This window comes from Allokutzneria albata, assembly GCF_900103775.1.
Classification (GTDB): domain Bacteria; phylum Actinomycetota; class Actinomycetes; order Mycobacteriales; family Pseudonocardiaceae; genus Allokutzneria; species Allokutzneria albata.
Map to the genome: position 1 here is coordinate 353,292 of NZ_LT629701.1, position 24,461 is coordinate 377,752.

Sequence of the window (24,461 nt, forward strand, 5' to 3'; positions counted from 1 at the left end):
CCGACAAGATCACCGGGCCCGCCCCGTCCCAGCCCCCACCCGCCCTGGGGGGCGACCCCGTGTCCATCCTCCCAACGTCGGGCGGCGCCGGGCACCGATGCGGCCCGCGCTGTGGACAAGCCCCACCGTTGTGGACAAATCACCCGCACCTGCGCACGGTCGGGTCACCACGGGCGATACGGCGAGCCAACACGCTCACCCCTACGCTGCTGTGCGTGACGACCGCGGGACGGTGGAGCGGGCACGGCGGAGGAGGACTGCTCCTCGGCCGGGTGTCCGGCGTGCCGGTGGTGCTCGCGCCGTCGTGGTGGGCCTTCGCGGTGCTGGTCGTGCTGTTCTACACACCGCTGGTCGGCCTGCTGCTGCCGGGCAGTCCGCTGTGGGTCGCCGCTCTGCTGGCGGGTGGCTTCGCGATCCTGCTGGCGATCTCGGTGTTGCTGCACGAACTGGGCCATTGCGTCGCGGCACTGCGGTTGGGGCTGCCGGTCCGCCGGGTGCGGTTGCACATGCTGGGCGGGATCTCGGAGGTCGTGCGCACCCCGTCCACCCCGATCCACGAGGGCGTGGTCGCGGCGGCGGGGCCCGTCGTGTCGTTGCTGCTCACGGGCGTGTTCGGCCTCGCGCTGGTGATGGCGGAACCGGAGACCGTGGCCTGGGTCCTGCTGCTGCAGGCCACGATCGCCAACGGAGCGGTGGCGCTGTTCAACCTGCTGCCGGGGTTGCCGTTGGACGGCGGTCGCATCGTGCGCGCCGCGATCTGGCAGGTCACCGGCCGTCGCGGCGCCGGAACGAGGGCCGCGGTGATCGGAGCCGGGATCGTCGCCGCCGGGCTCGTGCTGTGGGCGATTCAAGGACTGGTCGAAGGCGGGCCGGACCAGTGGTTGCGGCTGGGCGTGTGCGTGCTGATGGCCGCGTTCGTCGTGACGGGCGCCAGCGCCGAGTTCACCGCGGAGCGCCGCACCGCGTGGCCCCCCGGGCTGACCCTGGCGGAGCTGGTGCGGCCGGTGCTGCAGCTGCCCGCGGAGAGCCCGGTCGCCGACGCGCTCGCCGCGGCCGCGGGCCGGGGCGTCGTGCTGGTCAGGGCGGACGGGATCGCGGTCGGGCTGCTGGACACCGCGGTCGCGGAGCGCCTGGCCGCCGCGCAGCCGAACACCCCGGCGGAGCAGGCGGCCGAGCCGATCAGCGCCGACACGGTGCTGCTGGACTCCGAACCGGGCGAGGAGATCGCCGAGCGGGTGCGCGCGGGCGCGGCCTGGCAGTTCCTCGTCGTCGACGCCGACGGCAGGCCGAGCGGGGTGCTGCGCAGGGAGGACCTGAGGGTCGCGCTGGCCTCCGCGCGGGGTCGCTGACCGGGGATGCGACGATCGTGCGCCCAACCACGCACGCATCGCCCCCGGAGGTAGACAGCAGTGAGCAGGACCAGTGGCCCGTTCCAGCCCGGTGATCGGGTCCAGCTCACCGACCCGAAGGGCCGCAAGTACACGGTCGTGCTGGAGGCGGGCAAGGACTACCACACCCACCGCGGCGCGATCGCGCACGACGACCTGATCGGCAAGCCCGAGGGCAGCGTGGTCACCTCGGTCGGCAACACCCAGTTCCTGGCGCTGCGGCCGCTGCTGGCCGACTACGTGCTGTCGATGCCGCGCGGGGCCCAGGTGATCTACCCCAAGGACGCGGCGCAGATCGTCATGTGGGGCGACATCTTCCCCGGTGCCCGGGTGCTGGAGGCGGGCGCCGGATCGGGCGCGCTGACCTGCTCGCTGCTGCGCGCGGTGGGGGAGAAGGGCCAGGTCACCTCCTACGAGGTGCGCGAGGACCACCACGAGCACGCCGAGCGCAACGTCCAGCGCTTCTTCGGCGAGCACCCGCACAACTGGGACCTGCGCCTCGGCGACGCCGCGGAGTACACCGGCCCGCAGCTGGACCGCGTGGTGCTGGACATGCTCTCGCCGTGGGACATGCTGCCGATGATCAAGCAGAACCTGGTGCCCGGCGGCGTGCTCACCGTCTACGTCGCCACCACCACGCAGCTGTCCCGGATCACCGAGGCGCTGCGCGAGCAGACCTGCTGGACCGAGCCGCAGTCCTGGGAGACGCTGATGCGCCCGTGGCACGCGGTGGGGCTGGCGGTGCGGCCGGAGCACCGGATGGTCGCGCACACCGCGTTCCTGCTCACCGCCCGCCTGCTGGCCGAGGGCGTGACCGCGCCGAAGCCGCAGCGCCGCCCCAGCAAGGGCTGAGGAACCCGAAGGGCGCCCCCCGGAGTGCGGGAGGCGCCCTTCGCGGTGCCGGGAGGCGGATCAGCTGGTGGGAACCGGGAACGACGGGAAGCTGAACGACGGCATCGACGGCATCGTGATCGACGGCATCGTGAAGGACGGCATCGAGAACGACGACCGCGGCCGCGAGCTCGGGGCAGTGGGCACCGGCGGCGGAGTGTCGCTGGCCTTGAAGATGCCGCAGATCTTCCAGTCACCGTTCTCGGTGAGCAGGTCGTAGGTGTAGTCCTGCTTCTTGTCCTCGCTACCCTCTCTGGACAGCGTCCGCTCGATGACGGCCTTGCCCGACTCGCCCTCCACCTTGACCTCCTTGACCACGAACCTCGCGGTCGAAGCCGTGGTGCTGCGCGGCGTGGTGGTACGGGTGTTGGTCTGCTGGCGCTTCTGCTCCTTCTCCAGCGAACTCTGCAGCACCTCCATGTCCTTGGCGCAGAGGCCCTCGCGGAACTGCTCGATCGGGTACTCGGTGACGTTCTTGCCGAAGCTCTCCGTCATCAGCTGCGCCGCGCGCTGGGCGATGGCGTCCGGGCTGCTGCCGGAGAACAGGAAGTACGCGCCGATACCACCGCCGACCAGCACGACCACCGCGACGATGATGCCGATGATCAGGCCGGTGCGCTTCTTCGGGCTGCCGGGCGGGGTGCCGTAGCCCTCGTAGCCGGGCGGCGGGCCGTAGGGGCCCTGCGGGCCGCCGGGGCCGGGCTGGCCCTGCGGCGGGTAGCCGTAGGGACCGGGCTGGCCGGGCTGACCCGGCTGTCCCTGGTAACCCGGGTAGCCGCCGGGCTGCTGGGCCTGCTGTCCGTAGGGGTCCTGAGGCTGGTTGAAGCCGCCGGTGTTGGGCGGCTGCTGACCGTAGGGCTGCTGCCCCTGGCCACCCTGGTTGTAGGGGTCGGGCTGGCCGCCGTAGGGCTGCTGGGGAGGGTAGGTCATCACCGTTCCTGTTTCACTCGTCGATCACTGTCGGACATCAGCGGCCACCGCCCAGGCCACCCAGGTTGCCGAGCAGGCCGAGCCCCCTGGTCACACCGCAGATCCGCCAGCCCCCGTCCTCCGTGACGAGGTCGTACGTCTCGGTCACCGGCCGGGAGGAGCCGCTGACCTTCATTTCCACCGTCGCCGTTCCCGTGTCCCCGTTGGCGGTCACCGAGGTCACGGAGGCGCTCTCCGGGGTGAGCGGACCGCCGCCGAGCCCGAGGCTCTTCGTCAGCTCGCCCAGTCCCTTCGTCACCTGATCCATCGCCTCCAGGGCAGTCCTGTCCTTGCCGCACAGCAGCTTCCGGTCACTGCCGTCCGCCTTGGACAGTGCGGCGGCATAGGCCTCCGCGACCGCCCTCGGATCGTCCTTTTCGGAGCCATTGAGCACGAACACCGAGGTCACCGCCACTCCGGCGGCCAGGATGGCACCGCCGACGGCGATCCACGGCCAGGTCCGGCGGTCACCGCCACCGGGGTCCCGCTGTCGCGCTCCGTGATCAACTCCATACGTTCCGATCGGAGGATCCCCTTGCCGTGGCTGGTGTTGCCAGCGCATGCCGACCGACCCCCACGGCTGCCGACTGCCCAGCTCGGGCGGGGTCCCGGGCGGCTGCCCGGGCTGTTCACCCTGCCAAGGCGGTGTCGACATCGGGTCTCCTGAAGGGCTCTGTCTGGAAAACGCCCGATCGGACGCTGTAGAACGGCTACTGGACGCACGGTAGTGGGTACCTGGTTCCCACCGTGACCGAGATGGAGCAGTTCATCCCGCCGAGCGGGCGTTTATCGGCTTCGTTACGCCCAAGTGGCCTGGCGGACATCTCGGTTGTCGGTGATCGCCGGTACCGTGGTCACACGAGTGCGGGAGGAGGGTGCCGACATGCAGCACGACCATCCCGGCAGCCGCCCTGAGCAGGGCGGCGAGCGGAAGAGTGGCGGCAGCGCGGCCGAGTTGAGCGCGCAGATTCGTTTTCTTGAGGACGAAGTGGCGCTGTTGCGCCGCAAACTGACCGAATCGCCCCGGCACGTCCGGCTGCTGGAACAGCGGCTGGCCGAGGCGTCCAACCGGGTGAGCCAGCTCACCGAGCGCAACACCAAGCTCGTGGAGACGCTCAAGGAGGCCCGGGGTCAGCTCCTCGCCCTGCGAGAGGAGGTGGACCGGCTCGCCCAGCCGCCCAGCGGCTACGGCGTGTTCCTGGCCAGGCATCCCGACAACACCGTCGACGTGTTCACCTCGGGCAGACGCATGCGCGTCGCGGTGTCCCCCGCGGTCGAGACCGACACCCTCCGGCAGGGGCAGTCGGTCCGGCTCAACGAGGCGCTGACCGTGGTCGAGGGCGGCGACTTCGAACGCATCGGCGAGGTGTGCACCCTGCGTGAGCTGCTCACCACCGAGACGGACGTGGACGGGGCGACCAGGGCGCTGGTCGTCGGGCACGCCGACGAGGAGCGGGTCGTGCTCCTGGCGGCCCCGCTGCTGGACGCGCCGCTCAAGCCGGGCGACTCCCTGCTCGTGGACAGCAAGGCGGGCTACGCCTACGAGCGGGTGCCCAAGGCCGAGGTCGAGGACCTGGTGCTGGAGGAGGTGCCCGACGTCCGCTACGAGGACATCGGTGGCCTGTTCCGGCAGATCGAGCAGATCCGCGACGCGGTGGAGCTGCCGTTCCTGCACGCGGACCTGTTCCGCGAGTACGAGCTGCGGCCGCCGAAGGGCGTGCTGCTCTACGGCCCGCCCGGGTGCGGCAAGACCCTGATCGCCAAGGCGGTCGCCAACTCGCTGGCCAAGAAGGTGGCCGCGGCGCGGGGCGACACCAACAGCGACCAGGCCAGGTCGTACTTCCTCAACATCAAGGGCCCGGAGCTGCTCAACAAGTTCGTCGGCGAGACCGAGCGGCACATCCGGCTGATCTTCCAGCGGGCCAGGGAGAAGGCCTCCGAGGGCACGCCGGTGATCGTGTTCTTCGACGAGATGGACTCGATCTTCCGGACCCGGGGCAGCGGTGTCAGCTCCGACGTGGAGACCACGATCGTGCCGCAGCTGCTCAGCGAGATCGACGGTGTCGAGGGCCTGGAGAACGTCATCGTCATCGGCGCCTCCAACCGCGAGGACATGATCGACCCCGCGATCCTGCGGCCGGGCAGGCTCGACGTGAAGATCAAGATCGAGCGGCCGGACGCCGAGGCGGCGACGGACATCTTCTCGAAGTACCTGACCGACAACCTGCCGATCCACGAGGACGACCTCGCCGAGTTCCACGGGGACAAGCGCGCCTGCATCGACGCGATGGTCCAGCGCACCGTGGAGCGGATGTACGAGGAGTCCGAGGACAATCGTTTCCTGGAGGTCACCTACGCCAACGGTGACAAGGAGGTCCTGTACTTCCGGGACTTCAACTCCGGCGCGATGATCCAGAACATCGTGGACCGGGCGAAGAAGTCCGCCATCAAGTCGGTGCTGGACCTGCAGCAGTCGGGTCTGCGCGTGCAGCACCTGCTCGACGCGATCGTGGACGAGTTCGCCGAGAACGAGGACCTGCCCAACACGACCAACCCGGACGACTGGGCCAGGATCTCCGGCAAGAAGGGCGAGCGCATCGTCTACATCCGCACCCTGATCACCGGCAAGAACCAGGAGACGGGTCGGGCGATCGACAACGCCAACAACACCGGTCAGTACCTCTAGCCGGTATCCGCTGTTCCACGCGAATGGCCCCCAGGCCCGCCGGCCCGGGGGCCATTCGTCTGTGCCAGGAGGGGCGGCGGAGGATGCGCCACTCCTGGGTTAGAGTGGCGTCCCCTGAAATGCTGAGCCAAGGGGTGACTCTTTGGAGTGCTAGCGCCGCTGCGGTGAGAACTCACCGTGCCCGGATTGGACCCGTTCGCGTTGACCGTCGATTTCGCGGCGCGAATTCCCGGTCACCGTGGTGTTCTTCTCGCGTGTCCCCAGTCAGCGGCGTTCACCCAGGGGAAGGGTGATGCGGAGGTGGCGACCACCGGAGTGACCCGCGCGCGGCGGGCAGGCGTGGCCACGTTCGCCCTCGTCGGTTTCGTCTTCGGTGTGTGGACCGTGCGCATTCCCGCGCTGGCCGACCGGCTCGCGCTCGGTGAGGGCGCGGTGGGGTTCACCGTCTTCGCGTGGGGCACCGGTGCGCTGCTGTGCATGCAGCTGTCCCGTTCCGTTCTGTCCAGAGTGGGCAGTCGCACCGTGCTGCGGCTGGCGGCGCCCGCGGTCGGGCTCGGCGTGCTCGCGGTGTCGGCGGCCGGTTCCTACCCGGTGCTGCTGGCCGCGGTCGTGGTCTTCGGCATGGCGTTCGGACTCACCGACATCGCGATGAACGCTCAGGCGTCCACTGTGGAGCTGGCCATGGGCAGGCCGGTGATGAGCGGGATGCACGCGGGGTGGAGCGCGGGCGCGGTGACCGGCGGCCTCACCGGGGCCGGGGCCGCCGCGCTGGGCATGGGCTTCACCCCGACCCTCGCCCTCGCCGGAGCGCTGAGCGTGCCGGTCGCCCTGGTGCTCGGCCGGGACTACCTGTGCGACCCGACCGCGTCGGAGGGCGCCGAGCCCGCGACCGGCGGCGCCGTCCGGATGCCGGCGGCGGTCTACCTCATCGGGGCGCTGTGCTTCGTCGCCTTCCTGATCGAGGGCTCGGTCGCCGACTGGAGCGGGCTGTACCTGCGCGACGCGCTCGGCGCCGGGGATTCCCTTGCCGCGCTTGGCTATCCGGCCTTCGAGGTGGCGATGCTCGCCGGACGGCTGCTCGGGGACCGGGCCAGTGCCCGCTACGGCGCGCGGCATCTGCTGGTCTGGTCCGGAATCGCCACCGCCGCCGCTTTCGTCCTCGTCGTGCTCGCCGACGCGCCGGCGACGGCGTTGCTGGGCTTCGCGGTGGTCGGGGCGGCGGTGTGCGTCGCGGTGCCGCTGACCTTCTCCCTCGCCGGGACCGTGGTGCCGCAACGGGTGGCGGGCGCGGCCATCGCCCAGGTCGGCGCGCTCGGCTACACCGGCCTGCTGCTCGGGCCGGTCCTCATCGGCGTCGTGGCCGAGGCCAGCGACCTCGGGGTGGGCTTGACGGGAGTCGCGCTGCTCGCGCTCGCGATGTCCGCGGGTGCGTGGCTGTTGCGCGGCAGGACTGTGAAAAGGGTCTCGGTCCGGGTCGTCAGGGGACCGAAGCGGCGAACTCCGGGTCTGTCTCGGGGAAGCACCTGAGGACGGGCTCAGCTACGGTGCGGAGACTTGTGCACCGGACGGGCTCCGACACTTCGGGCTGGTCCGAAGTGGACGGTCGAACATCGCACCAACGCAAGGAGAAGAACCAGTGACTTCAGCTCCGCCCGTCGGCGGCCGGACCGAGCTGCGCGTCGCGGCGCGCACGGTCGGCCTCGTCAAGGTCTACGGCAGCGGCGAGGCCGCGGTGCGTGCGCTGGACGGGGTCAACCTGGACATCCACGCGGGCAAGTTCACCGCGATCATGGGGCCGTCGGGCTCGGGCAAGTCGACGATGATGCACTGCCTCGCGGGGCTGGACGCCGCGAGCGGCGGTGGGGTGTTCCTCGGCCAGACCGACCTGACCCGGCTCTCCGACCGGGACCTGACCGCCCTGCGCCGCGACCGGATCGGCTTCGTCTTCCAGTCGTTCAACCTGCTGCCGCAGCTGACCGCGCTGCAGAACATCCTGCTGCCGCTGGAACTGGCGGGCAGGCAGCCGGACCGGCAGTGGCTGGACATGCTCGTCGGCGTGCTCGGCCTCGGCCAGCGCCTCGGGCACCGCCCCTCCGAGCTCTCCGGCGGCCAGCAGCAGCGCGTCGCGGTGGCCCGCGCCCTGGTCACCCGGCCCGAGGTGGTCTTCGCCGACGAGCCGACCGGCAACCTGGACTCGCGCAGCGGGCACGAGCTGCTGACCCTGCTGCGGCGCTCGGTGCACGAGTTCGGTCAGACCGTGGTGATGGTGACCCACGACCCGGCCGCGGCGACCTTCGCCGACCGCGTCGTGCTGCTGGCCGACGGCAAGCTGGCCGGGGAGATCTTCCGACCGACCCAGGACAGCGTGCTGGACGCGCTGCGCCGCCTGGGAGTGTGAGGCGGCGGTGGCTCGTTCCCCACTCACCTCGGCCGTCCTCGCCGAGGCGCGGCAGCGCCCGACCCGGTTGCTGCTCACCGGTCTCGCCGTCGTGGTCGCGACCCTGTTCACGGCGGGCACGTTCATGTTCGCCGACACCCTGCGCAAGGGCCTGGAACTCCAGGCGAGCGTGACCTCCGAGCACGCGGCCGTCGTGGTCAAGGGCGGCAGCAGGCCCGTCGACGAAGACCTGGTGCAGAAGCTGCGCGCCGTCCCCGGCGTCGCCGAGGCCGCGCCCTTCACCGATCGCTCGATCACCGTGGCGAAGGCGGGCGGCACCGCGGAGCCCGGCTACTGGGACATCCACTCCGACAGCGTCAAGGGCCAGCTGGCCCGCTACTCCGTGGTGACCGGCACGGCGCCGTCCGGCCCCGGTCAGGTCGCCCTCACCGTGAACTCCGCGAAGGCCAGCGGCCTGGCCGTCGGCGCGAAGTTGTCCATCGCCGTGTACGGCCGGAAGGCGACCCAGGACGTCACCGTCACGGCGATCGTCAAGGGCAAGCGGGACTACGGTTCCACGGTCGTGGCCACGCCCGACGGGGTCAAGGCGATCGTGGGCAGGGGCCTCAGCTTCGACCAGGTCGCCCTCGCGGCGGCGGGCGGTGTCTCGGAGAGCGCGCTGCTGAGCGCCGTGCGCTCGGCCGCGGGCACCGACGTCACGGTGGAGACCGGCGCCAAGCAGCGCGCCGCCGAGGTGAAGGCCGCGCTCAGCGTGGTCGACGTGATCTTCGCGATCCTGTCGGTGTTCACCGGTGTCGCCCTTGTCGCGGCCGCGCTCGTGGTGGCGTCGACCTTCCGGATCGTGGTGGCGCAGCGCCGCCGTCGCACCGCCCTGATGCGCTGCGTCGGGGCGAGCCGCGGCCAGGTGCTGCGGTCGCTGATGTTCGAGGCCGCGCTGTCCGGTGTCGTGGCCGGTGTCGTCGGTGTGCTGGCCGCGGTCGGCCTCGGCTACGCGGGCCTGGCCATCGCCGGGAACTTCACCGAGGACCCGTTGCCGCCGTTGCAGGTCTCCGTGCCGGAGCTGCTGCTGTGCGTGCTGCTGGCGACCGTGGTGACGATGATCGCCGCGCTGTCCCCGGCCATCGGCGGGACCAGGGTGCCGCCGATCGCCGCGCTCGGCGCCGCCAAGGTCACCGACGCCGGGCAGGCGCGGTTCACCACGCGCATGGTCTTCGCCGCGCTGTTCACCCTCGCCGCGGTGGGCCTGCTGATGCTGCCGGTGGGCGGCAAGGAGTCGATCCTCTCGCTCGCGGTGGTCGCGGTCTCGGGACTGATGGCGTTCTTCGCGCTGATCGCCGCCGGTCCGGTGATCATGCCGCTGCTGGCGCGACTGCTCGGCGGCCTGGTCCGGCTGGTCGGCGGCACTCCGGGACGGCTCGCTGTCGGCAACGCGCTGCGGGTGCCCAAGCGCACGGCCAACACCACCACCGTGCTCACCCTCGGCGTGGTGCTGGTGAGCGCCGTGCTGGTCGGCATGAGCTCGATCCAGGCCAGCAGCGCCGACCGGCTGGCCTCGCAGTACCCGGCCGCCGTCCAGGTCGGCATGACCGGCAGCCGGACCGAGGGGATCGACCCGGCGTTGGCGGAGAAGGTGCGCAAGCTGCCGGAGACCGGTGCCTTCGCCCTGGTCTCCCAGGGCTACGTGAAGCTCGGGACCACCACGACCACGGTGGCGGGCATGGACGTGGCCTCCTATCCGCCGGTCGCCCAGACCAACGCGGACGAGGGCGCCCTGAAGGACCTGGCGCCCGGCACCGTCGCGGTTTCCCGCACCTTCGCGGAGAAGTTCGGGGTGAAGTTCGGCCAGACGCTGCCCGTCGCCGGGGACGGCTCGGGCGGCGGACAGCAGCTGCAGGCCAAGGTGATCGCGATCTACCGGGGCAACACCGCGCTCGGCTCGGCGGTGCTGCACCCCGACGACCTCGTCAAGGTCTCGCCCAGGAGCAAGCCCATCGCCATGCTGGTGGACCCGGCAGGCGGGGTGGACACCGAGAAGCTCCAGTCGGCGGTGAAGTCCGCGCTCGCGGGCACCACATCGTTGTCGGTGACCGCGCCCGGGGACGCGAAGGCCGAGATGGAGGAGATGTTCAACACGATGACGCTGATCGCGCTCGGCCTGGTCGGGATGACCGTGCTGGTCGCGGTGGTCGGAGTCGCGGTCACCCTGTCACTGTCGGTGGTGGAGCGGACCCAGGAGAACGGCCTGCTCCGCGCCCTCGGCCTGACCAGGGGCGGCATGCGGGCGACGCTCGCGTGGGAGGCGGTGGTCTTCGGCGCCTGCGCCGCTGTGCTCGGCCTGCTGCTCGGCGTGCTCTACGGCGCGCTCGGCATCAAGTCGCTCGGCGAGTTCGACATCGTCAGCATCCCGTACGGCCAGCTGGCCGTGGTCGGCGGTGGACTGCTGCTGCTGACCCTCATCGCGGCGGTCGGACCTGCCCGGCGCTCGGCCAAGACCAGCCCGTTGCAGGCGCTGGCGGCGGACTGACCGATGCGAAGGCGCCCACCGTCCACTGTGGATGGTGGGCGCCTTCGTCCTGTCCTACAGCGTGTTCGTGTAGTGCTCGCGGGCGTGGTCGGTGCGGCCGTTGCCGTAGACCCTGAGGAACTCGGCCAGGCCGGGCAGGTCCGGCTCCAGCCGTGCCGCGGCGGCCTCGATCTCCGTGGCGGAGGCCAGCGCGCGCAGCAGCGCCTGGATGGCGGGCACCGGGTCGGCGGCGGGCAGGGGCTGGGCGCCGGTGGCCAGCCGCAGCGCGGCGGAGGTCGACGGTGTGTCCGCGCGGATCTCGGCGATCCGCTCCCGCAGCTCGGCCTGGGGCAGTCGCGGGAAGCCCGGATCGGTGACCAGCGCCTCCAGTGCGAGCAGCCGGGAGAGCACCGCCGGGTTGCTGATCTTGGCGCGCTGGCCGGACATCAGCTGCGAGAGCATCGGCGCGGACAGGCCGAGCACGTCCGCGAAGGCCGACTGGGACAGGCCGAGCGGTGGCAGGAGCCTGCGCACCTTCGCGCCCAGCTGCTCGCCGTACCACTCCTCCTGCAGTCGCTGGTTGCGTGCGACGACGTCCATCATGCCCCCGGGTTATTCTCAAGTGGAACCATTACGTTTGCAGGTGCGTCTGAGGCGTTAACGAGCGTAACAGTTGATCGCCTCCGAACCGTGGAGCAGTGAACTATGGCCAGAACTACCGTGGCGGCACTGGTGGCCGGGGCGCTCGCCCTCGCGCCCGTCGCAGCTCCGGCACGCGCCGCCGAACAGCCCGAACAGCCTCGCGAGTACACGCCGACCATGCTCGTCCTGGACGCCTCCGGGTCGATGACCAAGGCCGACGCGGGCCTCACGCGGATGGACGCGGCAAAGAACGCGGTCCGCTCAGTGATCACAGCGGCCCCGGCCGAAGCCAGGATGGGGCTGACGGTCTACGGGACTTCGACCGGCTCCTCCGATGCGGAGAAGACCGCGGGCTGCAAGGACGTCACCGTGCTGCGCCGCGCCGAGCAGATCGACAAGGCGGCCTTGACGGCTGCCGTCGACGGCATCACCCCGCGCGGCTACACACCGATCGGCGCCGCGCTGCGCACGGCGGCGGACACGCTGCCGAAGTCCGGTCCGCGCTCGATCGTGCTGGTCTCAGACGGCATCGACACCTGCGCTCCGCCGGACCCGTGCGAGGTCGCCAAGGAGTTGCGGCAGCAGGGCGTCGACCTCATCGCGCACACCATCGGCTTCGGCGTGGACGCCGCCGCGCGCAAGCAGCTCACGTGCATCGCGCAGACCACGGGTGGCACCTACACCGACGCGCCCGACCCGAAGTCCCTGGAGCGCGTGCTGCCCCGCGTCGCCGCGAGCGCGCTGCGGAACTACCAGCACGCCGGGGAGCCGGTGGCGGGAACGCCCGACGCGCCGAGCGCTCCGGCGCTGAACCCCGGGCAGTACCTGGACACCATCGGTCGTGACGAGAAGCGGTTCTACGCGGTCGACGTTCCCGAGGGCGCCACGGCCTACTTCAGCGCGACCATGTCGTACCCGCGCGGCACCGTGCCGGACCGTCAGGACATCAACGGCCTGCGGTTGCGCGTCTTCGACGCCAACGGCAGCGACTGCCACAAGTTCGAGAGCGAACAGACCACGATGTCGAAGGACGGCGAGACCGTCTCGGCGGCGATCACCTGGGAGGGCGCCAAGAAGACCGGGAAGAACTGCGCGGGCGCCGGTCGCTACGCCTTCCAGGTGGAGTGGGGCCCGGCCTCCACCGACCAGCCCGAGCGCCTGCCGCTGGAGCTGATCGTCGGCGTGGAGCCTCCGCTCGCCGGGCACCCCGGCCCGGCCGTCGCCGCGGACAAGGTCGCGCTGCGCGCGCAGGGTGGACCCGGGCGGCCTGTCGCCGGAGGTGGGTCGTTCTCCGTCGCGGGCACCCTCGACGGCAGCGGTCACTACACGGACACCTTGCAGCAGGGGGAGTTCGTCTTCTACCGGGTTCGGCTGAACTGGGGTCAGGGGCTGGCCTACCAGGTCCGCTACGACTCGACTCCGGGCCGCGACACGTCGAACATCGTGAACGTCGAGACCACCCTCTACTCGCCGTTCCGCCGTCCGATCGAGAGCGACCGCACGGCCTACACGGGTAGTGGCACCGTCCTTCCCGGCAACGGGCGTGCACTCGCGACCAAGCCGGTCCGCTACGCCAACCGCACCGCCGACGACAACAAGGACCGGATGGCGAACATCGCCGGTTGGTACTACATCGCGGTGAAGCTCGGCCGCCCGATCGCCGGGGACCAGCAGCCGCCCAAGGCCGTGCCGGTGCACCTCGACCTGACCGTTGGGGGAGCGCAGGAACCGGGTCCGGAGTACGTCGGCGCCGCAGCTGCCGGCCCGACCGCCAGCGGCGAGCGGGGCGCCCCGGTCGCCGTCGAGAACACGGCTTCCCAGGGCAGTGCGACCGTCGTGTGGGTCGTCGTGGCGGTCGCCGCGGTTCTGGTGGTGCTGCTCGTGATCTGGTTCGTGGCGCGGAGCAGGCGTCGTCAGCCCACGGGTTTCCAGCGGTAGTCACCGTTGGATTGGCGGACGCAGCGGACCAGGACGCCGGTCGAGGAGGTTTCCTGGTTCGCTACGTCCTGCCAGTTGCAGGGGTCGTCGACCTTGATGTCCGCCCGCGCGGCGCCGGTCGCCGGTGGCGGGTTCGGTGTTGCGGGGTTTTCTTCGCCCAGCAGCAGGGTTCCGGCCGTCGCCGCCGCGGCGAGCAGCACGCCGATCCCGCCGAACACCAACGCACGTCGCGGCTTCTGCGAACGTGTGTCCACTTTGGTCACTGGTAGCCCGGACCCGGGCAGGGCGCCGAGCACGTCGTAGACCTCGATCGGCTCCCCGGTGACCGGGCTGATCGCGGGCAGGTGCAACGGGTTTCCGGAGAGCACGTGCGCCAGGTGCGCGTGCAGCTCGCCCGCATCGGATCGCTGCCGCGGATCGGTGTCCAGCAACCGGCTCATCACTGTCCACACCGGACCCGGTACGCCGGGCGGGGCGGTGGTGCCGCTGCGCCGCTCGGGTCGCTCCTCGCCCGCGAACAGTTGCCACGCGAGCACTCCGAGCGCGAACAGGTCCTGGCTCGGCTGCGGTGGGTGGCCCGCCAGGATCTCCGGCGCGAGGTAGCCGGGAGTGCCCACCACGAAGCCCACCTCGGTCAGGCGCGGCCCGTTCGTCGGGTACGCGATGCCGAAGTCCGCGAGCCGCGCGTGCGGTGCTCCCGTCCCGGTCGCCTCCATCAGCACGTTGGACGGCTTCACGTCGCGGTGCAGCAGTCCGGCGGAGTGCACGTGGTCGAGCGCGCTGAGCAGTTGCAGCACGATCTCGGCCGCGTAGCGCCAGGGGAGCGCGCCGTGGTCGCGGACGAGCGCCAGCAAGGTGCCGCCCCGCACCAGTTCGCTGGCGACCAGGACCCCGTCGTCCCCCGCCGCCCACGTGTAGGGGCTCAGGACGTGCGGGTGGGTGAGCCGGACGCCCTGCTCGCGGACGACGCGGACCAGCACGTCCGCGCTGGTGCCCTTGGCCAGCTTCGCCGCGCAGTACTTGCGTTCGCGGTGGTCGTAGGCGCGCCAGACCGTCGCCGCGCCGCCCGCGCCGATCCGGTCGACGAGCGCGAACCGCCCGGCAACAAGCTCACTCACGGGCGCAGACGCTACTGGAGGGCCGCTGCTGGAGGGCGACACTGATCGGATTACCCCTGTGGCAGGTCAGCCCCGGTTTTGGTTCGCTTCGCGCAGACCCGAAACCTGTGCGCTACGATCCCGTAGCGAAACTTCCTGACGTCGCGAAAGAGGCCGCGCCGATGCAGATCCTGGCGAACATCCTGGTCGGCGTGCTCGCCGTCCTGCACGCCTACATCCTGGTGCTGGAGATGTTCCTCTGGCAGACCCCGCGGGCGCGCGCCGCCTTCGGCACCGATCCGGAGTTCGCCGCCGCCTCCGCCCCGCTCGCTGCCAACCAGGGCCTCTACAACGGCTTCCTGGCCGCGGGCCTGGCGTGGGGGCTGATCGTCGGCGGTGACGTCGGGTTCCAGTTCAAGGTCTTCTTCACCCTCTGCGTGATCGTCGCGGGCGTCTACGGAGCGGCCACGGCCACCAAACGCATCCTGTTCGTGCAGGTCATCCCGGGCGCTCTGACCCTGGCGGCGCTGTTGCTGGCGGGCTGAGGCCGTCCTGGAGTCGGAACCACCGTTCGATCAGCTGGCGGCCGTCGGGCACGAACGGCCAGCCGGGGTCGGCCAGGCGCGAGCGCAGCTCGGCGAGCTCCATCCAGCCACCGGCGACCACCTCCTCCGGCTGCCACACCACGGGCCCGTCCCACCGCGCCTCGAAGGCGAACATGTGCGCGCGGACCGGCGGCCGGAGGTAGATGGCGGTGAACAGCGGCTCCACCGGCACACCGGAAATCCCCAGCTCCTCGGCCAGCTCGCGCTCCGCGCACGAGGCCGGGTCCTCGTCGGCGCCGAGCACACCGCCCGCCCAGCAGTCGTACATCCCGGGCGCGAAGTCCTTCGAGTCGCTGCGCCTGTGCACGTACACCCGGGCCCCGTCGGTCGAGCGCACCAGGACGGCCGTCGAGGCGTGCCACAGCCCCTCGGCGCGCATGACCGACCGCGGCCGCGAACCGACCCTGTTACCGCGCGCGTCGAAGATCGCAACCAACTCGTCGATCACCGCCACCCCCTGATCGTCACACGGAGGCCGTAAGGTGCAACACATGCGGCGGATCATGGGAACCGAGGTGGAGTACGGCATCTCCGTGCCGGGCGACCCTGCGGCCAACCCGGTGCTCACTTCCACCCAGGTCGTCCTCGCCTATGCGGCGGCGGCCGAGATCCCCAGGGCGCGACGCGCGCGCTGGGACTACGAGGTGGAATCACCGTTGCGGGACGCGCGGGGCTTCGACCTGGGCGCGCCCGGTCTGCCCCCGACCGACCCGGACGTCGAGGACCTCGGCGCGGCCAACGTCATCCTCACCAACGGCGCGCGGCTCTACGTCGACCACGCGCACCCGGAGTACTCCACCCCCGAGCTGACCAACGCGCGGGACGTGGTGATCTGGGACAAGGCGGGCGAGCGGATCATGGAGGAGGCGGCGCTGCGCTCGGCGAGCGTGCCCGGCCAGCCCCGGATCCAGCTCTACAAGAACAACATCGACGGCAAGGGCGCCAGCTACGGCACCCACGAGAACTACCTGATGTCCCGCTCCACCCCGTTCACCGCGGTGATCGCGGGGCTGACCCCGTTCTTCGTCTCCCGCCAGGTGGTCGTCGGCTCCGGCCGGGTCGGCCTGGGCGCCTCCAGCGAGGACGCGGGCTACCAGCTCTCCCAGCGCTCGGACTACATCGAGGTCGAGGTCGGCCTGGAGACCACGCTCAAGCGCGGGATCATCAACACCCGCGACGAGCCGCACGCCGACGCGGACAAGTACCGCAGGCTGCACGTGATCATCGGCGACGCCAACCTCGCCGAGTACTCCACCTACCTCAAGGTGGGCACCACCGCGCTGGTGCTGGACATGATCGAGGCCGGGCTGCGCTTCGACGACCTGCGGCTGTCCGATCCGGTCCGCTCGGTGCACACGATCAGCCGCGACCCCTCGCTGAAGGTCAAGGTCGACCTGGTCGGTGGGCGCAAGTACACCGGCCTGGACATCCAGCGCGCCTACCACGACCGGGCGACGGAGTTCTACCACCGGCACGGCGGCGACAAGTCCTCCCTCGACGTGCTGCGGGTGTGGGGCGAGGTGCTGGACGCGCTGGCCAGGGACCCGATGGAGTGCGCCGACCGGCTGGACTGGCCCGCGAAGCTGCGGCTGCTGGAGGGCTACCGCGCCCGCGACGGGCTGAACTGGGCCTCGCCCCGGCTGCAGCTGGTCGACCTGCAGTACTCCGACGTGCGGCTGGACAAGGGCCTGTACAACCGGCTGGTGGCGCGCGGCTCGATGCGCAGGCTGGTCACCGAGGAGGAGGTCCGCGAGGCCATCCAGGAGCCGCCGCAGGACACCAGGGCCTACTTCCGCGGCCGTTGCCTGGCCCGCTACCCCGGCGAGGTGGCCGCGGCGTCCTGGGACTCGGTGATCTTCGACCTGGGCCGGGAGTCGCTGGTGCGCATCCCCACCCTTGAGCCGCTGCGCGGGACGAAGGCGCACGTGGAACAGCTGTTGCAGGACTCGGAAACCGCCGAACAGCTGGTGGCGACCCTGACCCGACGCTGATCCGTAACAAGATCGATCAGACGGAGCAACGCCGGACGCGGGACGAGTGTCGGTCCCGATCGGTACTGTTTGGACACAGGCGCCTATCGAACCGGAGGGCGAGATGGCACAGGAGCAGAAGCAGCGCCAGGGCGGCGGCGACGGCGACGACGAGCAGGACGGCGCTGCCGCGGCCGGTCAGGAACGCCGGGAGAAGATGGGCGAGGACGTCGACTCGATCCTCGACGAGATCGACGACGTCCTCGAGGAGAACGCCGAGGACTTCGTCCGGGCGTACGTGCAGAAGGGCGGCGAGTAGCCGCACGGGCGCACGCCCTTCGCTCCCGTCCCGCCGAACAACCCATGGAGAGACAGCCGATGGACAACCCCTCGGCCCGGTCCTACCCGGGCGCAGCCCTGCCGTCCGCCTTCTTCACCCCGGGCGTGTCGTCGTTCAGCGAGTTCCTGCAGGCCGCCGCGCCCGACCTGCTGCCGGGGCGCAGGTACGCCCCCGGCGGCGACCTCCACGGCGGGCCGGGGGCGCACGCGCCGCACGGCACCACGATCGTGGCGCTGGTCTACGACGGCGGCGTGCTCATCGCGGGTGACCGCAGGGCCACCATGGGCAACGTGATCGCCCAGCGCGACATGGAGAAGGTCTTCCTCACCGACGAGTACTCGGCCGTGGGCATCGCGGGTGCCGCGGGACTCGCGGTGGAGATGGTCCGGCTGTTCACCGTCGAGCTGCGGCACTACGAGAAGCTCGAAGGCGTCCCGCTGTCCCTGGACGGCAAGGCGAACAAGCTGGCCACCATGCTGCGCGGGAACCTCGACGCGGCGATGGCCGGGCTGGCGGTGCTGCCGCTGTTCGTCGGCTACGACGTGGACAAGCGGGCAGGGCGGATCGTCTCCTACGACGTCACCGGCGGGCGCTACGACGAGCACGGCGGTTACCACGCCGTCGGCTCGGGTTCGGTGTTCGCCAAGGGCGCGCTGAAGAAGCGGCACGAGGTGACCGCGGACCGGGACACGGCCGTGCGCACCGCTGTCGAGGCGCTCTACGACGCCGCCGACGACGACTCGGCCACCAGCGGGCCCGACCTGACCAGGCGGATCTACCCGGTGGTCGCGACCGTCGACGCGAGCGGGTCGGTCCGGCTCGGCGCGGACGAGGTCGCCGAGGTCGCCGAGGCCGTGGTGCGCGGGCGCCACGAACGCCCCGGCGGCTGAGCGCCCCCGACCACCCCTGGCCCTGACCTCTCTCTTCACGCCTGGAGCTCGCCATGACCATGCCGTTGTACGCCTCAGCCGAGCAGGTGATGCGGGACCGCTCGGAGCTGGCCCGCAAGGGCATCGCCAAGGGCCGCAGCGTCGTCGTGCTCAGCTACGCCGGCGGAGTGCTCTTCGTCGCCGAGAACATGTCCACCACGCTGCACAAGGTCTCCGAGATCTACGACCGGATCGGCTTCGCCGCGGTCGGGCGCTACAGCGAGTTCGAGAACCTGCGCACCGCGGGCATCCGCTGGGTCGACGTGCGCGGGTACTCCTACCACCCGCGCGACGTCAACGCCCGCGCGCTGGCCAACGTCTTCGCGCAGAGCCTCGGCTCGATCTTCACCGAGCAGCTCAAGCCCTTCGAGGTGGAGATCTGCCTCGCCGAGGTCGGTGACTCCGCCGAGGAGGACCAGCTCTACCGGCTCACCTACGACGGCTCGATCTTCGACGAGCCGCAGTTCGTGGTCATGGGCGGGCACGCGGAGGCGATCAGCAACGCGCTCAAGGAGTCCTACCGGGAGAACATGGAGCTGGCCGACGCGGTCCAGGTCGCCGCGGCGGCGCTGAACGCGGGCACGCCCACCCCGGCCAACGCCAAGCAGCAGGCCGCGGCCGTGCCCGCGCCCAAGAGCGGCAGCGGTTCCGGCGGCAAGCTCGAGGTCGCGATCCTGGACCGCACCCGCCCGCAGCGCGCCTTCCGCCGCATCGTCGGCGCCGACCTGGAGGCCCTGTTCCCCGCCCCCGCCGACGAGGCCGACAAGCCCGCCGACGAGGCCGACAAGTCCGACGACACGACCCCCGAAGGCGACGACAAGCCGAAGTCCTGACATCGCCGGGGAGGACGGTCCGCACGTCCCCCGAACCCCCGCCGCGAACGTCTCCGACCGCCCCCGACCCCGCGCACGGGTCGGGGGCGGTTGTCTTGGGATCACCAGGTGACCATCAGGCGGGTGGGGCGCATCTGGGCGGAGCCGCGTTGGAACGGGATGCGTTCCGGGCTGGTGGCCAGGCGGAGGCCGGGCAGGCGCTCGAAGAGCATCGAGAACGTCACTTCCAGTTCGAGCCGGGACAGCCCCGCCCCGATGCAGTAGTGCGGTCCGTGCCCGAAGTGGATCGGGGACGCGTTGTCCCGGTGGATGTCGAAGCGGTGCGGGTCCGGGAACACCGAGGGGTCGTAGGCGGCCGCGATCACCGGCGCGCACACCGCGGCCCCTTGGGGGATCACCGTGCCGGACAGCTCCACAGGCTCGCGGGTGACGCGGAGCGCGCTCAGGTCGAAACCGGGGCGGTAGCGCAGGATCTCCTCGACCGCGGTCTTCCACAGCCGTGGGTTGGCCACGCAGGCCGCCAGCTGCTCGGGATGGCTGAGCAGCGCCTGCACGCCGAGGCCGACCACCGACGACACCGTCTCGGTACCGCCGACCAGCAGCACCGCCGCGGTGGCCAGCAGCTCGTCGTCGCTGAGCCGGTCCTCCTCGTCGCGGGCGGCGATCATCATCGACAGCACGCCGAGGCCGGGCTCGGCGCGCTGCTCGGCGACCAGCCGTTCCAGCAGCGCCCGCAACCGCCGGTACTGCCGCCGCAGGTCGGCGGCGGCCGTGGTGGTGGCGTTGAACCCGGCGGCCAGCATCGCCGCCTCGGCCCAGTCCTTCTCGGCGATCCCGAACAGATCGCAGTTGATCGAGGTGGGCAGCGGGATCGCCAGCTGCGTCATCAGGTCCACCGGCGGCGTCAGCTGGGCGAGGTGCTCGATCAGCGCGCCCGCCGCCCGCGCCACGAACGGCCGCAGGCCGCGCACCGCCCCCGGGGCGAAGACGGGGGCGAGGATGCGGCGCAACCTGGTGTGGTCGGGCGGGTCCATGTTGAACATGTTCGCCGGATCGCCGAACACCCCGACGCGCAGCATCTTCGCGTCGCCGGTGCAGGTCAGCGCCCGGGAGAAGCGGTTGTCGGAGAGCACGGTGGCCACATCGCGGTAGCGGGTGACCAGCCACACCCGCTCCCCGTCCGGCATCCGCATCGGGCACACCGGCCACCGCTCGCGCAGGTCGTCGAAGATCGGCGGCGGCCCGCCGTGCGGGTCCCTGGCGAAGGGGTAGTCCACCCTCGGCCACGCCGGTTGTGCCGGGGTGGCCGACGGGGCGGTCATCGCACCGCGAACCCCTCCCGCACCGCCTCGGCCGCCGCGCGGGGCGCGGGCACGACCGGCTCGTCCTCGATCGAGATCACGATGTGGCCCTGGTCCGCGCTGATCCTGGGGGAGAACGAGCTGCGCGAGAGCAGCTCCACCATCGGGCTCTCCCGGTGGTAGCAGAAAACGGAGTTCGGCACGCCCAGAATGCGCGGGGTGTCGACCAGAAACGGCAGCTCGGCGAGCAGGTAACCGATCAAGGACTCCCGCGTCCACGGATCGGGGTTGGCCTCACCGAAATTCGTCTGGAGAACACGCGTGGAGATCGACTCGCAGGCGGAGCGGAATTCCTCGTTGTCCTGGTAGCCGGCCCAGGCCTGTTCCAGAATCCGGTCGTAGTGGGCGTTGTCGGCCATCTCGGTCCAGGTGAAGGTCACCGCGTCGGGGTCGTCGACGCCGAGGTCGGCGAGCGTGCGCTGGACCCGCCTGCGCACCCTGGCCACCTCCTGCCTGGCCCTTTTCCTGGCCCGGCCCGGGTTGGCACCGCGCATGCTGGGGATCCAGCTGGCCTCGGCGCCGGGCAGCAGCACGTTGACCCGGGAGAACTCGCAGAAGGCCCAACTCAGCAGCTGCTCGACCCGTTCGTCGGTGTAGTAGCTGTTGAACGAGCTGATTCCCAGCAACGCGTGCTCGCCGGTGCTGAGCAGATCGGCGCACCGCTCCGTGTAGGGACGGACAATCGGATCGGAACTACGGGAAACAACTCCGGGATTCATCGCCACCCGCTCAACGTAGAGCCGTGTTCCCGGCCGCGGTATTGCCCGTGCGCGTGACGGCATTTCCCTCGTCGCTGCCGAACATCACCCTGCGAACACGTGAACGCCGGGCCGCAATCCACTGAACGGGGGGTGCGGCGGCGCGGCCGGGTTCACCGGTCGTCACGCCGCCGCACGCGCGCTCAGGTGAGGTTGTTGCGGCCGTGCTCCTCGCGGTAGGCGTGCAGGGCCGCCTCGTGCGCGGCGAACCGGAACCGGTTGCCCTCCGGCCCGACCTCCCCGTCGGTGGCGATGGCCACGGCCGGGCCGAGCACCTCCACCACCAGGTTCGGCCGCTCCTGCTGGACGTAGGTGCGGCTGCGGTGCAGGGTCCCGGTCAGCGCGGAGACCACGAACCGGATGCGCGACCACTTGATGTCGGCGCGGACGTAGCGGATGTCCAGCAGCCCGTCGTCCAGGCGCGGCCTGCGGGTCGGCGCGAACCCCCTCGGCCGGTACGGGCCGTTGCCGACGAACAGCAGCCACACCTTGTGCCGCTTGCCGTTGACCCGCACCTCCAGCGGCTGGGCCTGGTGCAGCACCCGGACCAGCGCGACGGCCGCGGCCGGCCACTTGCCCCAGCGGCCCTGCCACTTCTCGCGCAGCATCACCATGTCCGGGTAGCCGCCGAGGCTGGCGGTGTTGATGAACCAGCGCTTGGGCTGGTTGTCCACCCGCACCGTGGCCAGGTCGACGCCGACCGCGTGGCCCTCGCGCACCGCGTCGTCGACGTCCAGCAACCGCTCGACGCCGATGTCCCGGGCGAAGTGGTTCAGCGTGCCCGCCGGGATGACCGCGAGCGGCAGCTTCTTGCGCGCGGCGACCGAGGCCATCGCGGCGACCGAGCCGTCCCCGCCCGCCACGCCGAGCGCCTTGGTCTCGTAGGTCGAGTCGGAGATCTCCTTGTCGATCTGCTCGATCAGGTCCATCCCCTTCTTCGGGTGCACGATCCGCGCGTTCGGCCACACGCTGCGGATCTGCTCGGAGGGGTCCTCGCCGTCGATGCCGGAGTTCGGGTTGACCAGCACCAGCATGCCCTGACCCTCGTCCAGGGCGGCCGCCTCGACGTCCGGGCGGACCTCGGCGGGCTCGTCCGGGTGCACCGGCCACCAGCGCCGCGTGGCCAGCGCGATCCCGGTGCCGACCGCGGCACCCGCGACCACGTCGCTGCCCCAGTGCACGCCGGTGTGCACCCGGGAGTAGGCGACGGCGGCGGCCAGCGGGGCGATCACGGCACCGGTCAGCGGCGACTCCATGGCGACGGCCGTGGTGAACGCGGCGGCGGAGGCGGCGTGACCGGAGGGGAAGGACGAGGACGTCGGCGGGCTGGACAGCCTGCGGCGCGCCGGCATCAGCTCGGCGGCCGGTCGCCTGCGCGGGAGCAGCAGCTTCATCACCAGGTTGACCGTCGGGCTGGTGCCCGCGATCGCGGCGACACCCCGGGCGGCGGCGCGGCGGGTCGGGCCCTTGCGCGCGGCCAGCAGGCCCGCGATGGCGAACCACAGCACGCCGTGGTTGGCGGCGCGCGAAAGGGTCTTCAGGGCGCGGTCGGCCTTGCTGCGCGGCAGCCTCGCACTGCGCCGGACCAGGGCCTGGTCGAGCTCGATGACGGCCTCGGTGGCCGCGTGCAGCTTCTCGATCACGCCACGACGCTATGCAATGTCACAGGTGCGCGCACACCGGCCCCGGTTGTATGCCGTGGCGGTGACGTTTGGGACACGCGGATCTTCTCTCCCCGATCGGCGCACTGGTGATCGCCGCGACACCCCCTACTGTGGACATATGCAGCGGCGGATCTTCGGCATCGAGACTGAGTTCGGGGTGACCTGCACCTTCCACGGGCAGCGCAGGCTCTCGCCGGATGAGGTGGCGCGCTACCTCTTCCGTCGTGTGGTGTCCTGGGGCAGGTCGTCCAACGTGTTCCTGCGCAACGGTTCCCGGCTCTACCTGGATGTGGGCTCGCATCCGGAGTACGCCACGGCCGAGTGCGACGACCTGGCCCAGCTGGTCACCCACGACAAGGCGGGGGAGCGGATCCTGGAGGATCTGCTCATCGACGCCGAGCGTCGGCTGGCCGACGAGGGCATCGGCGGCGACATCTTCCTGTTCAAGAACAACACCGACTCCGCGGGCAACTCCTACGGCTGCCACGAGAACTACCTCGTGGCGCGGGCCGGGGAGTTCTCCAGGATCGCGGACGTGCTCCTGCCGTTCCTGGTGACGCGGCAGCTGATCTGCGGCGCGGGCAAGGTCCTGCAGACCCCGCGCGGCGCGGTCTACTGCCTGTCGCAGCGGGCCGAGCACATCTGGGAGGGCGTCTCCAGCGCCACCACGCGCTCGCGCCCGATCATCAACACCCGCGACGAGCCGCACGCGGACGCCGAGCGCTACCGGCGGCTGCACGTGATCGTCGGCGACTCGAACATGTCCGAGGTGACCACGCTGCTGAAGGTGGGCAGCGCCAACCTCGTGCTGGAGATGATCGAGGCGGGCGTGCAGTTCAAGGACTTCACGCTGGACAACCCGATACGGGCCATCCGCGAGATCAGCCACGACCTCACCGGCACCCGGCTGGTCCGGCTGGCGGGCGGGCGCGAGGCCTCCGCGCTGGACATCCAGCGTGAGTACTACGCCAAGGCCGTCGAGCACGTCGCGCAGCGGCAGGCCGACCCGGTGGCCGACCGGGTGATCGAGCTGTGGGGCCGCACGCTGGACGCGGTGGAGCGGCAGGACCTGACGCTGATCGACCGGGAGATCGACTGGGCGATCAAGCACCGGCTGATCGAGCGGTACCGGGCCAAGCACGACATGGAGCTCTCCAGCCCCCGCGTCGCGCAGCTGGACCTGGCCTACCACGACATCCGGCGCGGCCGGGGCATCTTCGACCTGCTGCAGCGCAAGGACCAGGTGCTGCGGGTGACCGACGACAGCGAGATCGAGGCGGCCAAGGACACCCCGCCGCAGACGACCAGGGCCAAGCTGCGCGGGGACTTCATCGCCGCCGCGCAGGAGGCGGGCCGCGACTTCACCGTCGACTGGGTCCACCTCAAGCTGAACGACCAGGCCCAGCGGACGGTGCTCTGCAAGGACCCGTTCCGCGCGGTCGACGAGCGCGTGGAACGCCTGATCGCCTCCCTGTAGAACGCACTCCCA

At 71.2% G+C, this 24,461-nt stretch carries 21 protein-coding genes; 13 read left to right on the forward strand and 8 right to left on the reverse strand.

Going from position 1 to position 24,461, the window contains the following annotated elements:
* The first annotated feature begins 215 nt into the window (after nt 1–215).
* On the forward strand, nt 216–1,349 hold the full coding sequence (locus tag BLT28_RS01635; protein ID WP_052407228.1) for a site-2 protease family protein: 1,134 nt from the start codon (nt 216–218) through the stop codon (nt 1,347–1,349).
* Nucleotides 1,350–1,409: 60 nt separating this feature from the next.
* On the forward strand, nt 1,410–2,240 hold the full coding sequence (locus tag BLT28_RS01640; RefSeq protein WP_030429223.1) for a tRNA (adenine-N1)-methyltransferase: 831 nt from the start codon (nt 1,410–1,412) through the stop codon (nt 2,238–2,240).
* Nucleotides 2,241–2,300: 60 nt separating this feature from the next.
* Here the strand turns inward: BLT28_RS01640 and BLT28_RS01645 are convergent, their stop codons facing one another.
* Together BLT28_RS01645 and BLT28_RS39625 are read right to left on the reverse strand one after the other, a co-directional pair.
* Nucleotides 2,301–3,209 (reverse strand): Rv0361 family membrane protein, encoded by a 909-nt coding sequence (locus BLT28_RS01645; protein WP_052407227.1) that lies wholly within the window; start codon nt 3,207–3,209, stop codon nt 2,301–2,303.
* Nucleotides 3,210–3,246: 37 nt separating this feature from the next.
* Nucleotides 3,247–3,903, reverse strand: coding sequence for an Rv0361 family membrane protein (locus BLT28_RS39625; protein WP_156050863.1), 657 nt, complete (start codon nt 3,901–3,903; stop codon nt 3,247–3,249).
* A gap of 228 nt (nt 3,904–4,131) precedes the next feature.
* Here BLT28_RS39625 and arc point away from each other — a divergent pair, with 228 nt between their 5' ends.
* The 4 genes from arc to BLT28_RS01670 all read left to right on the forward strand — a co-directional run bounded on the left by arc (nt 4,132) and on the right by BLT28_RS01670 (nt 10,856).
* Nucleotides 4,132–5,934, forward strand: coding sequence for a proteasome ATPase (arc, locus tag BLT28_RS01655; protein WP_030429220.1), 1,803 nt, complete (start codon nt 4,132–4,134; stop codon nt 5,932–5,934).
* 300 nt (nt 5,935–6,234) lie between these two features.
* The gene (locus BLT28_RS01660; RefSeq protein ID WP_052407226.1) at nt 6,235–7,461 is read left to right on the forward strand and encodes an MFS transporter; all 1,227 of its coding nucleotides are present in this window, start codon (nt 6,235–6,237) and stop codon (nt 7,459–7,461) included.
* A 109-nt stretch (nt 7,462–7,570) separates the two neighbouring features.
* Nucleotides 7,571–8,332, forward strand: a complete 762-nt coding sequence (locus BLT28_RS01665; protein ID WP_030429218.1) for an ABC transporter ATP-binding protein — start codon at nt 7,571–7,573, stop codon at nt 8,330–8,332.
* Nucleotides 8,333–8,339: 7 nt separating this feature from the next.
* A complete protein-coding gene (locus BLT28_RS01670) occupies nt 8,340–10,856 on the forward strand; it encodes an FtsX-like permease family protein (RefSeq protein ID WP_030429217.1) in 2,517 nt (838 codons plus the stop codon).
* 54 nt (nt 10,857–10,910) lie between these two features.
* On the opposite strand, the gene BLT28_RS01675 is transcribed toward BLT28_RS01670, so the two are convergent.
* Nucleotides 10,911–11,438 carry a hypothetical protein gene (locus BLT28_RS01675; RefSeq protein ID WP_030429216.1) on the reverse strand — a complete coding sequence of 176 codons (528 nt, stop codon included), beginning with the start codon at nt 11,436–11,438 and terminating at the stop codon, nt 10,911–10,913.
* A 102-nt stretch (nt 11,439–11,540) separates the two neighbouring features.
* On the opposite strand from BLT28_RS01675, the gene BLT28_RS01680 reads away from it, so the two are divergent.
* Nucleotides 11,541–13,415, forward strand: coding sequence for a vWA domain-containing protein (locus tag BLT28_RS01680; RefSeq protein ID WP_030429215.1), 1,875 nt, complete (start codon nt 11,541–11,543; stop codon nt 13,413–13,415).
* On the opposite strand, the gene BLT28_RS01685 is transcribed toward BLT28_RS01680, so the two are convergent.
* Nucleotides 13,391–14,533 carry a serine/threonine-protein kinase gene (locus tag BLT28_RS01685; protein ID WP_052407225.1) on the reverse strand — a complete coding sequence of 381 codons (1,143 nt, stop codon included), beginning with the start codon at nt 14,531–14,533 and terminating at the stop codon, nt 13,391–13,393. The genes BLT28_RS01680 and BLT28_RS01685 overlap by 25 nt on opposite strands.
* Before the next feature lie 161 nt (nt 14,534–14,694).
* Here BLT28_RS01685 and BLT28_RS01690 point away from each other — a divergent pair, with 161 nt between their 5' ends.
* Nucleotides 14,695–15,057 (forward strand): DUF1304 domain-containing protein, encoded by a 363-nt coding sequence (locus tag BLT28_RS01690; RefSeq protein WP_030429213.1) that lies wholly within the window; start codon nt 14,695–14,697, stop codon nt 15,055–15,057.
* Here the strand turns inward: BLT28_RS01690 and BLT28_RS01695 are convergent.
* Nucleotides 15,011–15,571, reverse strand: coding sequence for an NUDIX hydrolase (locus tag BLT28_RS01695; RefSeq protein ID WP_231950588.1), 561 nt, complete (start codon nt 15,569–15,571; stop codon nt 15,011–15,013). The genes BLT28_RS01690 and BLT28_RS01695 overlap by 47 nt on opposite strands.
* A 37-nt stretch (nt 15,572–15,608) precedes the next feature.
* Here BLT28_RS01695 and dop point away from each other — a divergent pair, with 37 nt between their 5' ends.
* The 4 genes from dop (at nt 15,609) to prcA (ending at nt 19,189) form a co-directional block, all read left to right on the forward strand.
* Nucleotides 15,609–17,108 carry a depupylase/deamidase Dop gene (gene dop, locus BLT28_RS01700; protein WP_030429211.1) on the forward strand — a complete coding sequence of 500 codons (1,500 nt, stop codon included), beginning with the start codon at nt 15,609–15,611 and terminating at the stop codon, nt 17,106–17,108.
* A gap of 103 nt (nt 17,109–17,211) precedes the next feature.
* Nucleotides 17,212–17,406 (forward strand): ubiquitin-like protein Pup, encoded by a 195-nt coding sequence (locus BLT28_RS01705; protein WP_030429210.1) that lies wholly within the window; start codon nt 17,212–17,214, stop codon nt 17,404–17,406.
* A 59-nt stretch (nt 17,407–17,465) separates the two neighbouring features.
* Nucleotides 17,466–18,317, forward strand: coding sequence for a proteasome subunit beta (prcB, locus tag BLT28_RS01710; RefSeq protein ID WP_030429209.1), 852 nt, complete (start codon nt 17,466–17,468; stop codon nt 18,315–18,317).
* A gap of 53 nt (nt 18,318–18,370) precedes the next feature.
* Nucleotides 18,371–19,189 carry a proteasome subunit alpha gene (gene prcA / locus BLT28_RS01715; RefSeq protein ID WP_030429208.1) on the forward strand — a complete coding sequence of 273 codons (819 nt, stop codon included), beginning with the start codon at nt 18,371–18,373 and terminating at the stop codon, nt 19,187–19,189.
* Nucleotides 19,190–19,290: 101 nt separating this feature from the next.
* Here the strand turns inward: prcA and BLT28_RS01720 are convergent, their stop codons facing one another.
* The 3 genes from BLT28_RS01720 to BLT28_RS01730 all read right to left on the reverse strand — a co-directional run bounded on the left by BLT28_RS01720 (nt 19,291) and on the right by BLT28_RS01730 (nt 22,951).
* A complete protein-coding gene (locus BLT28_RS01720) occupies nt 19,291–20,511 on the reverse strand; it encodes a cytochrome P450 (protein WP_052407224.1) in 1,221 nt (406 codons plus the stop codon).
* Nucleotides 20,508–21,269, reverse strand: coding sequence for a tRNA-dependent cyclodipeptide synthase (locus tag BLT28_RS01725; protein ID WP_231950942.1), 762 nt, complete (start codon nt 21,267–21,269; stop codon nt 20,508–20,510). Before BLT28_RS01725 ends, BLT28_RS01720 begins: the two co-directional genes overlap by 4 nt.
* A gap of 182 nt (nt 21,270–21,451) precedes the next feature.
* Complete coding sequence (locus BLT28_RS01730) at nt 21,452–22,951, reverse strand: bifunctional phosphatase PAP2/diacylglycerol kinase family protein (RefSeq protein ID WP_052407223.1); 1,500 nt, start codon at nt 22,949–22,951, stop codon at nt 21,452–21,454.
* Nucleotides 22,952–23,090: 139 nt separating this feature from the next.
* Between BLT28_RS01730 and pafA the strand changes: the two genes are divergently transcribed.
* On the forward strand, nt 23,091–24,449 hold the full coding sequence (gene pafA, locus BLT28_RS01735; RefSeq protein WP_030429204.1) for a Pup--protein ligase: 1,359 nt from the start codon (nt 23,091–23,093) through the stop codon (nt 24,447–24,449).
* Nucleotides 24,450–24,461 lie beyond the last annotated feature (12 nt).

What these genes read in the sequence shown, in the direction of transcription:
- prcA (WP_030429208.1), top strand. Translation starts at nt 18,371, where the DNA reads ATGACCATGCCGTTGTACGCCTCAGCCGAGCAGGTGATGCGGGACCGC.
- BLT28_RS01705 (WP_030429210.1), top strand. Translation starts at nt 17,212, where the DNA reads ATGGCACAGGAGCAGAAGCAGCGCCAGGGCGGCGGCGACGGCGACGAC.
- BLT28_RS01675 (WP_030429216.1), bottom strand. Translation starts at nt 11,438, where the DNA reads ATGATGGACGTCGTCGCACGCAACCAGCGACTGCAGGAGGAGTGGTAC.
- BLT28_RS01645 (WP_052407227.1), bottom strand. Translation starts at nt 3,209, where the DNA reads ATGACCTACCCTCCCCAGCAGCCCTACGGCGGCCAGCCCGACCCCTAC.
- BLT28_RS39625 (WP_156050863.1), bottom strand. Translation starts at nt 3,903, where the DNA reads ATGTCGACACCGCCTTGGCAGGGTGAACAGCCCGGGCAGCCGCCCGGG.
- dop (WP_030429211.1), top strand. Translation starts at nt 15,609, where the DNA reads ATGCGGCGGATCATGGGAACCGAGGTGGAGTACGGCATCTCCGTGCCG.
- pafA (WP_030429204.1), top strand. Translation starts at nt 23,091, where the DNA reads ATGCAGCGGCGGATCTTCGGCATCGAGACTGAGTTCGGGGTGACCTGC.
- BLT28_RS01720 (WP_052407224.1), bottom strand. Translation starts at nt 20,511, where the DNA reads ATGACCGCCCCGTCGGCCACCCCGGCACAACCGGCGTGGCCGAGGGTG.
- BLT28_RS01690 (WP_030429213.1), top strand. Translation starts at nt 14,695, where the DNA reads ATGCAGATCCTGGCGAACATCCTGGTCGGCGTGCTCGCCGTCCTGCAC.
- prcB (WP_030429209.1), top strand. Translation starts at nt 17,466, where the DNA reads ATGGACAACCCCTCGGCCCGGTCCTACCCGGGCGCAGCCCTGCCGTCC.
- BLT28_RS01680 (WP_030429215.1), top strand. Translation starts at nt 11,541, where the DNA reads ATGGCCAGAACTACCGTGGCGGCACTGGTGGCCGGGGCGCTCGCCCTC.
- BLT28_RS01725 (WP_231950942.1), bottom strand. Translation starts at nt 21,269, where the DNA reads ATGAATCCCGGAGTTGTTTCCCGTAGTTCCGATCCGATTGTCCGTCCC.
- arc (WP_030429220.1), top strand. Translation starts at nt 4,132, where the DNA reads ATGCAGCACGACCATCCCGGCAGCCGCCCTGAGCAGGGCGGCGAGCGG.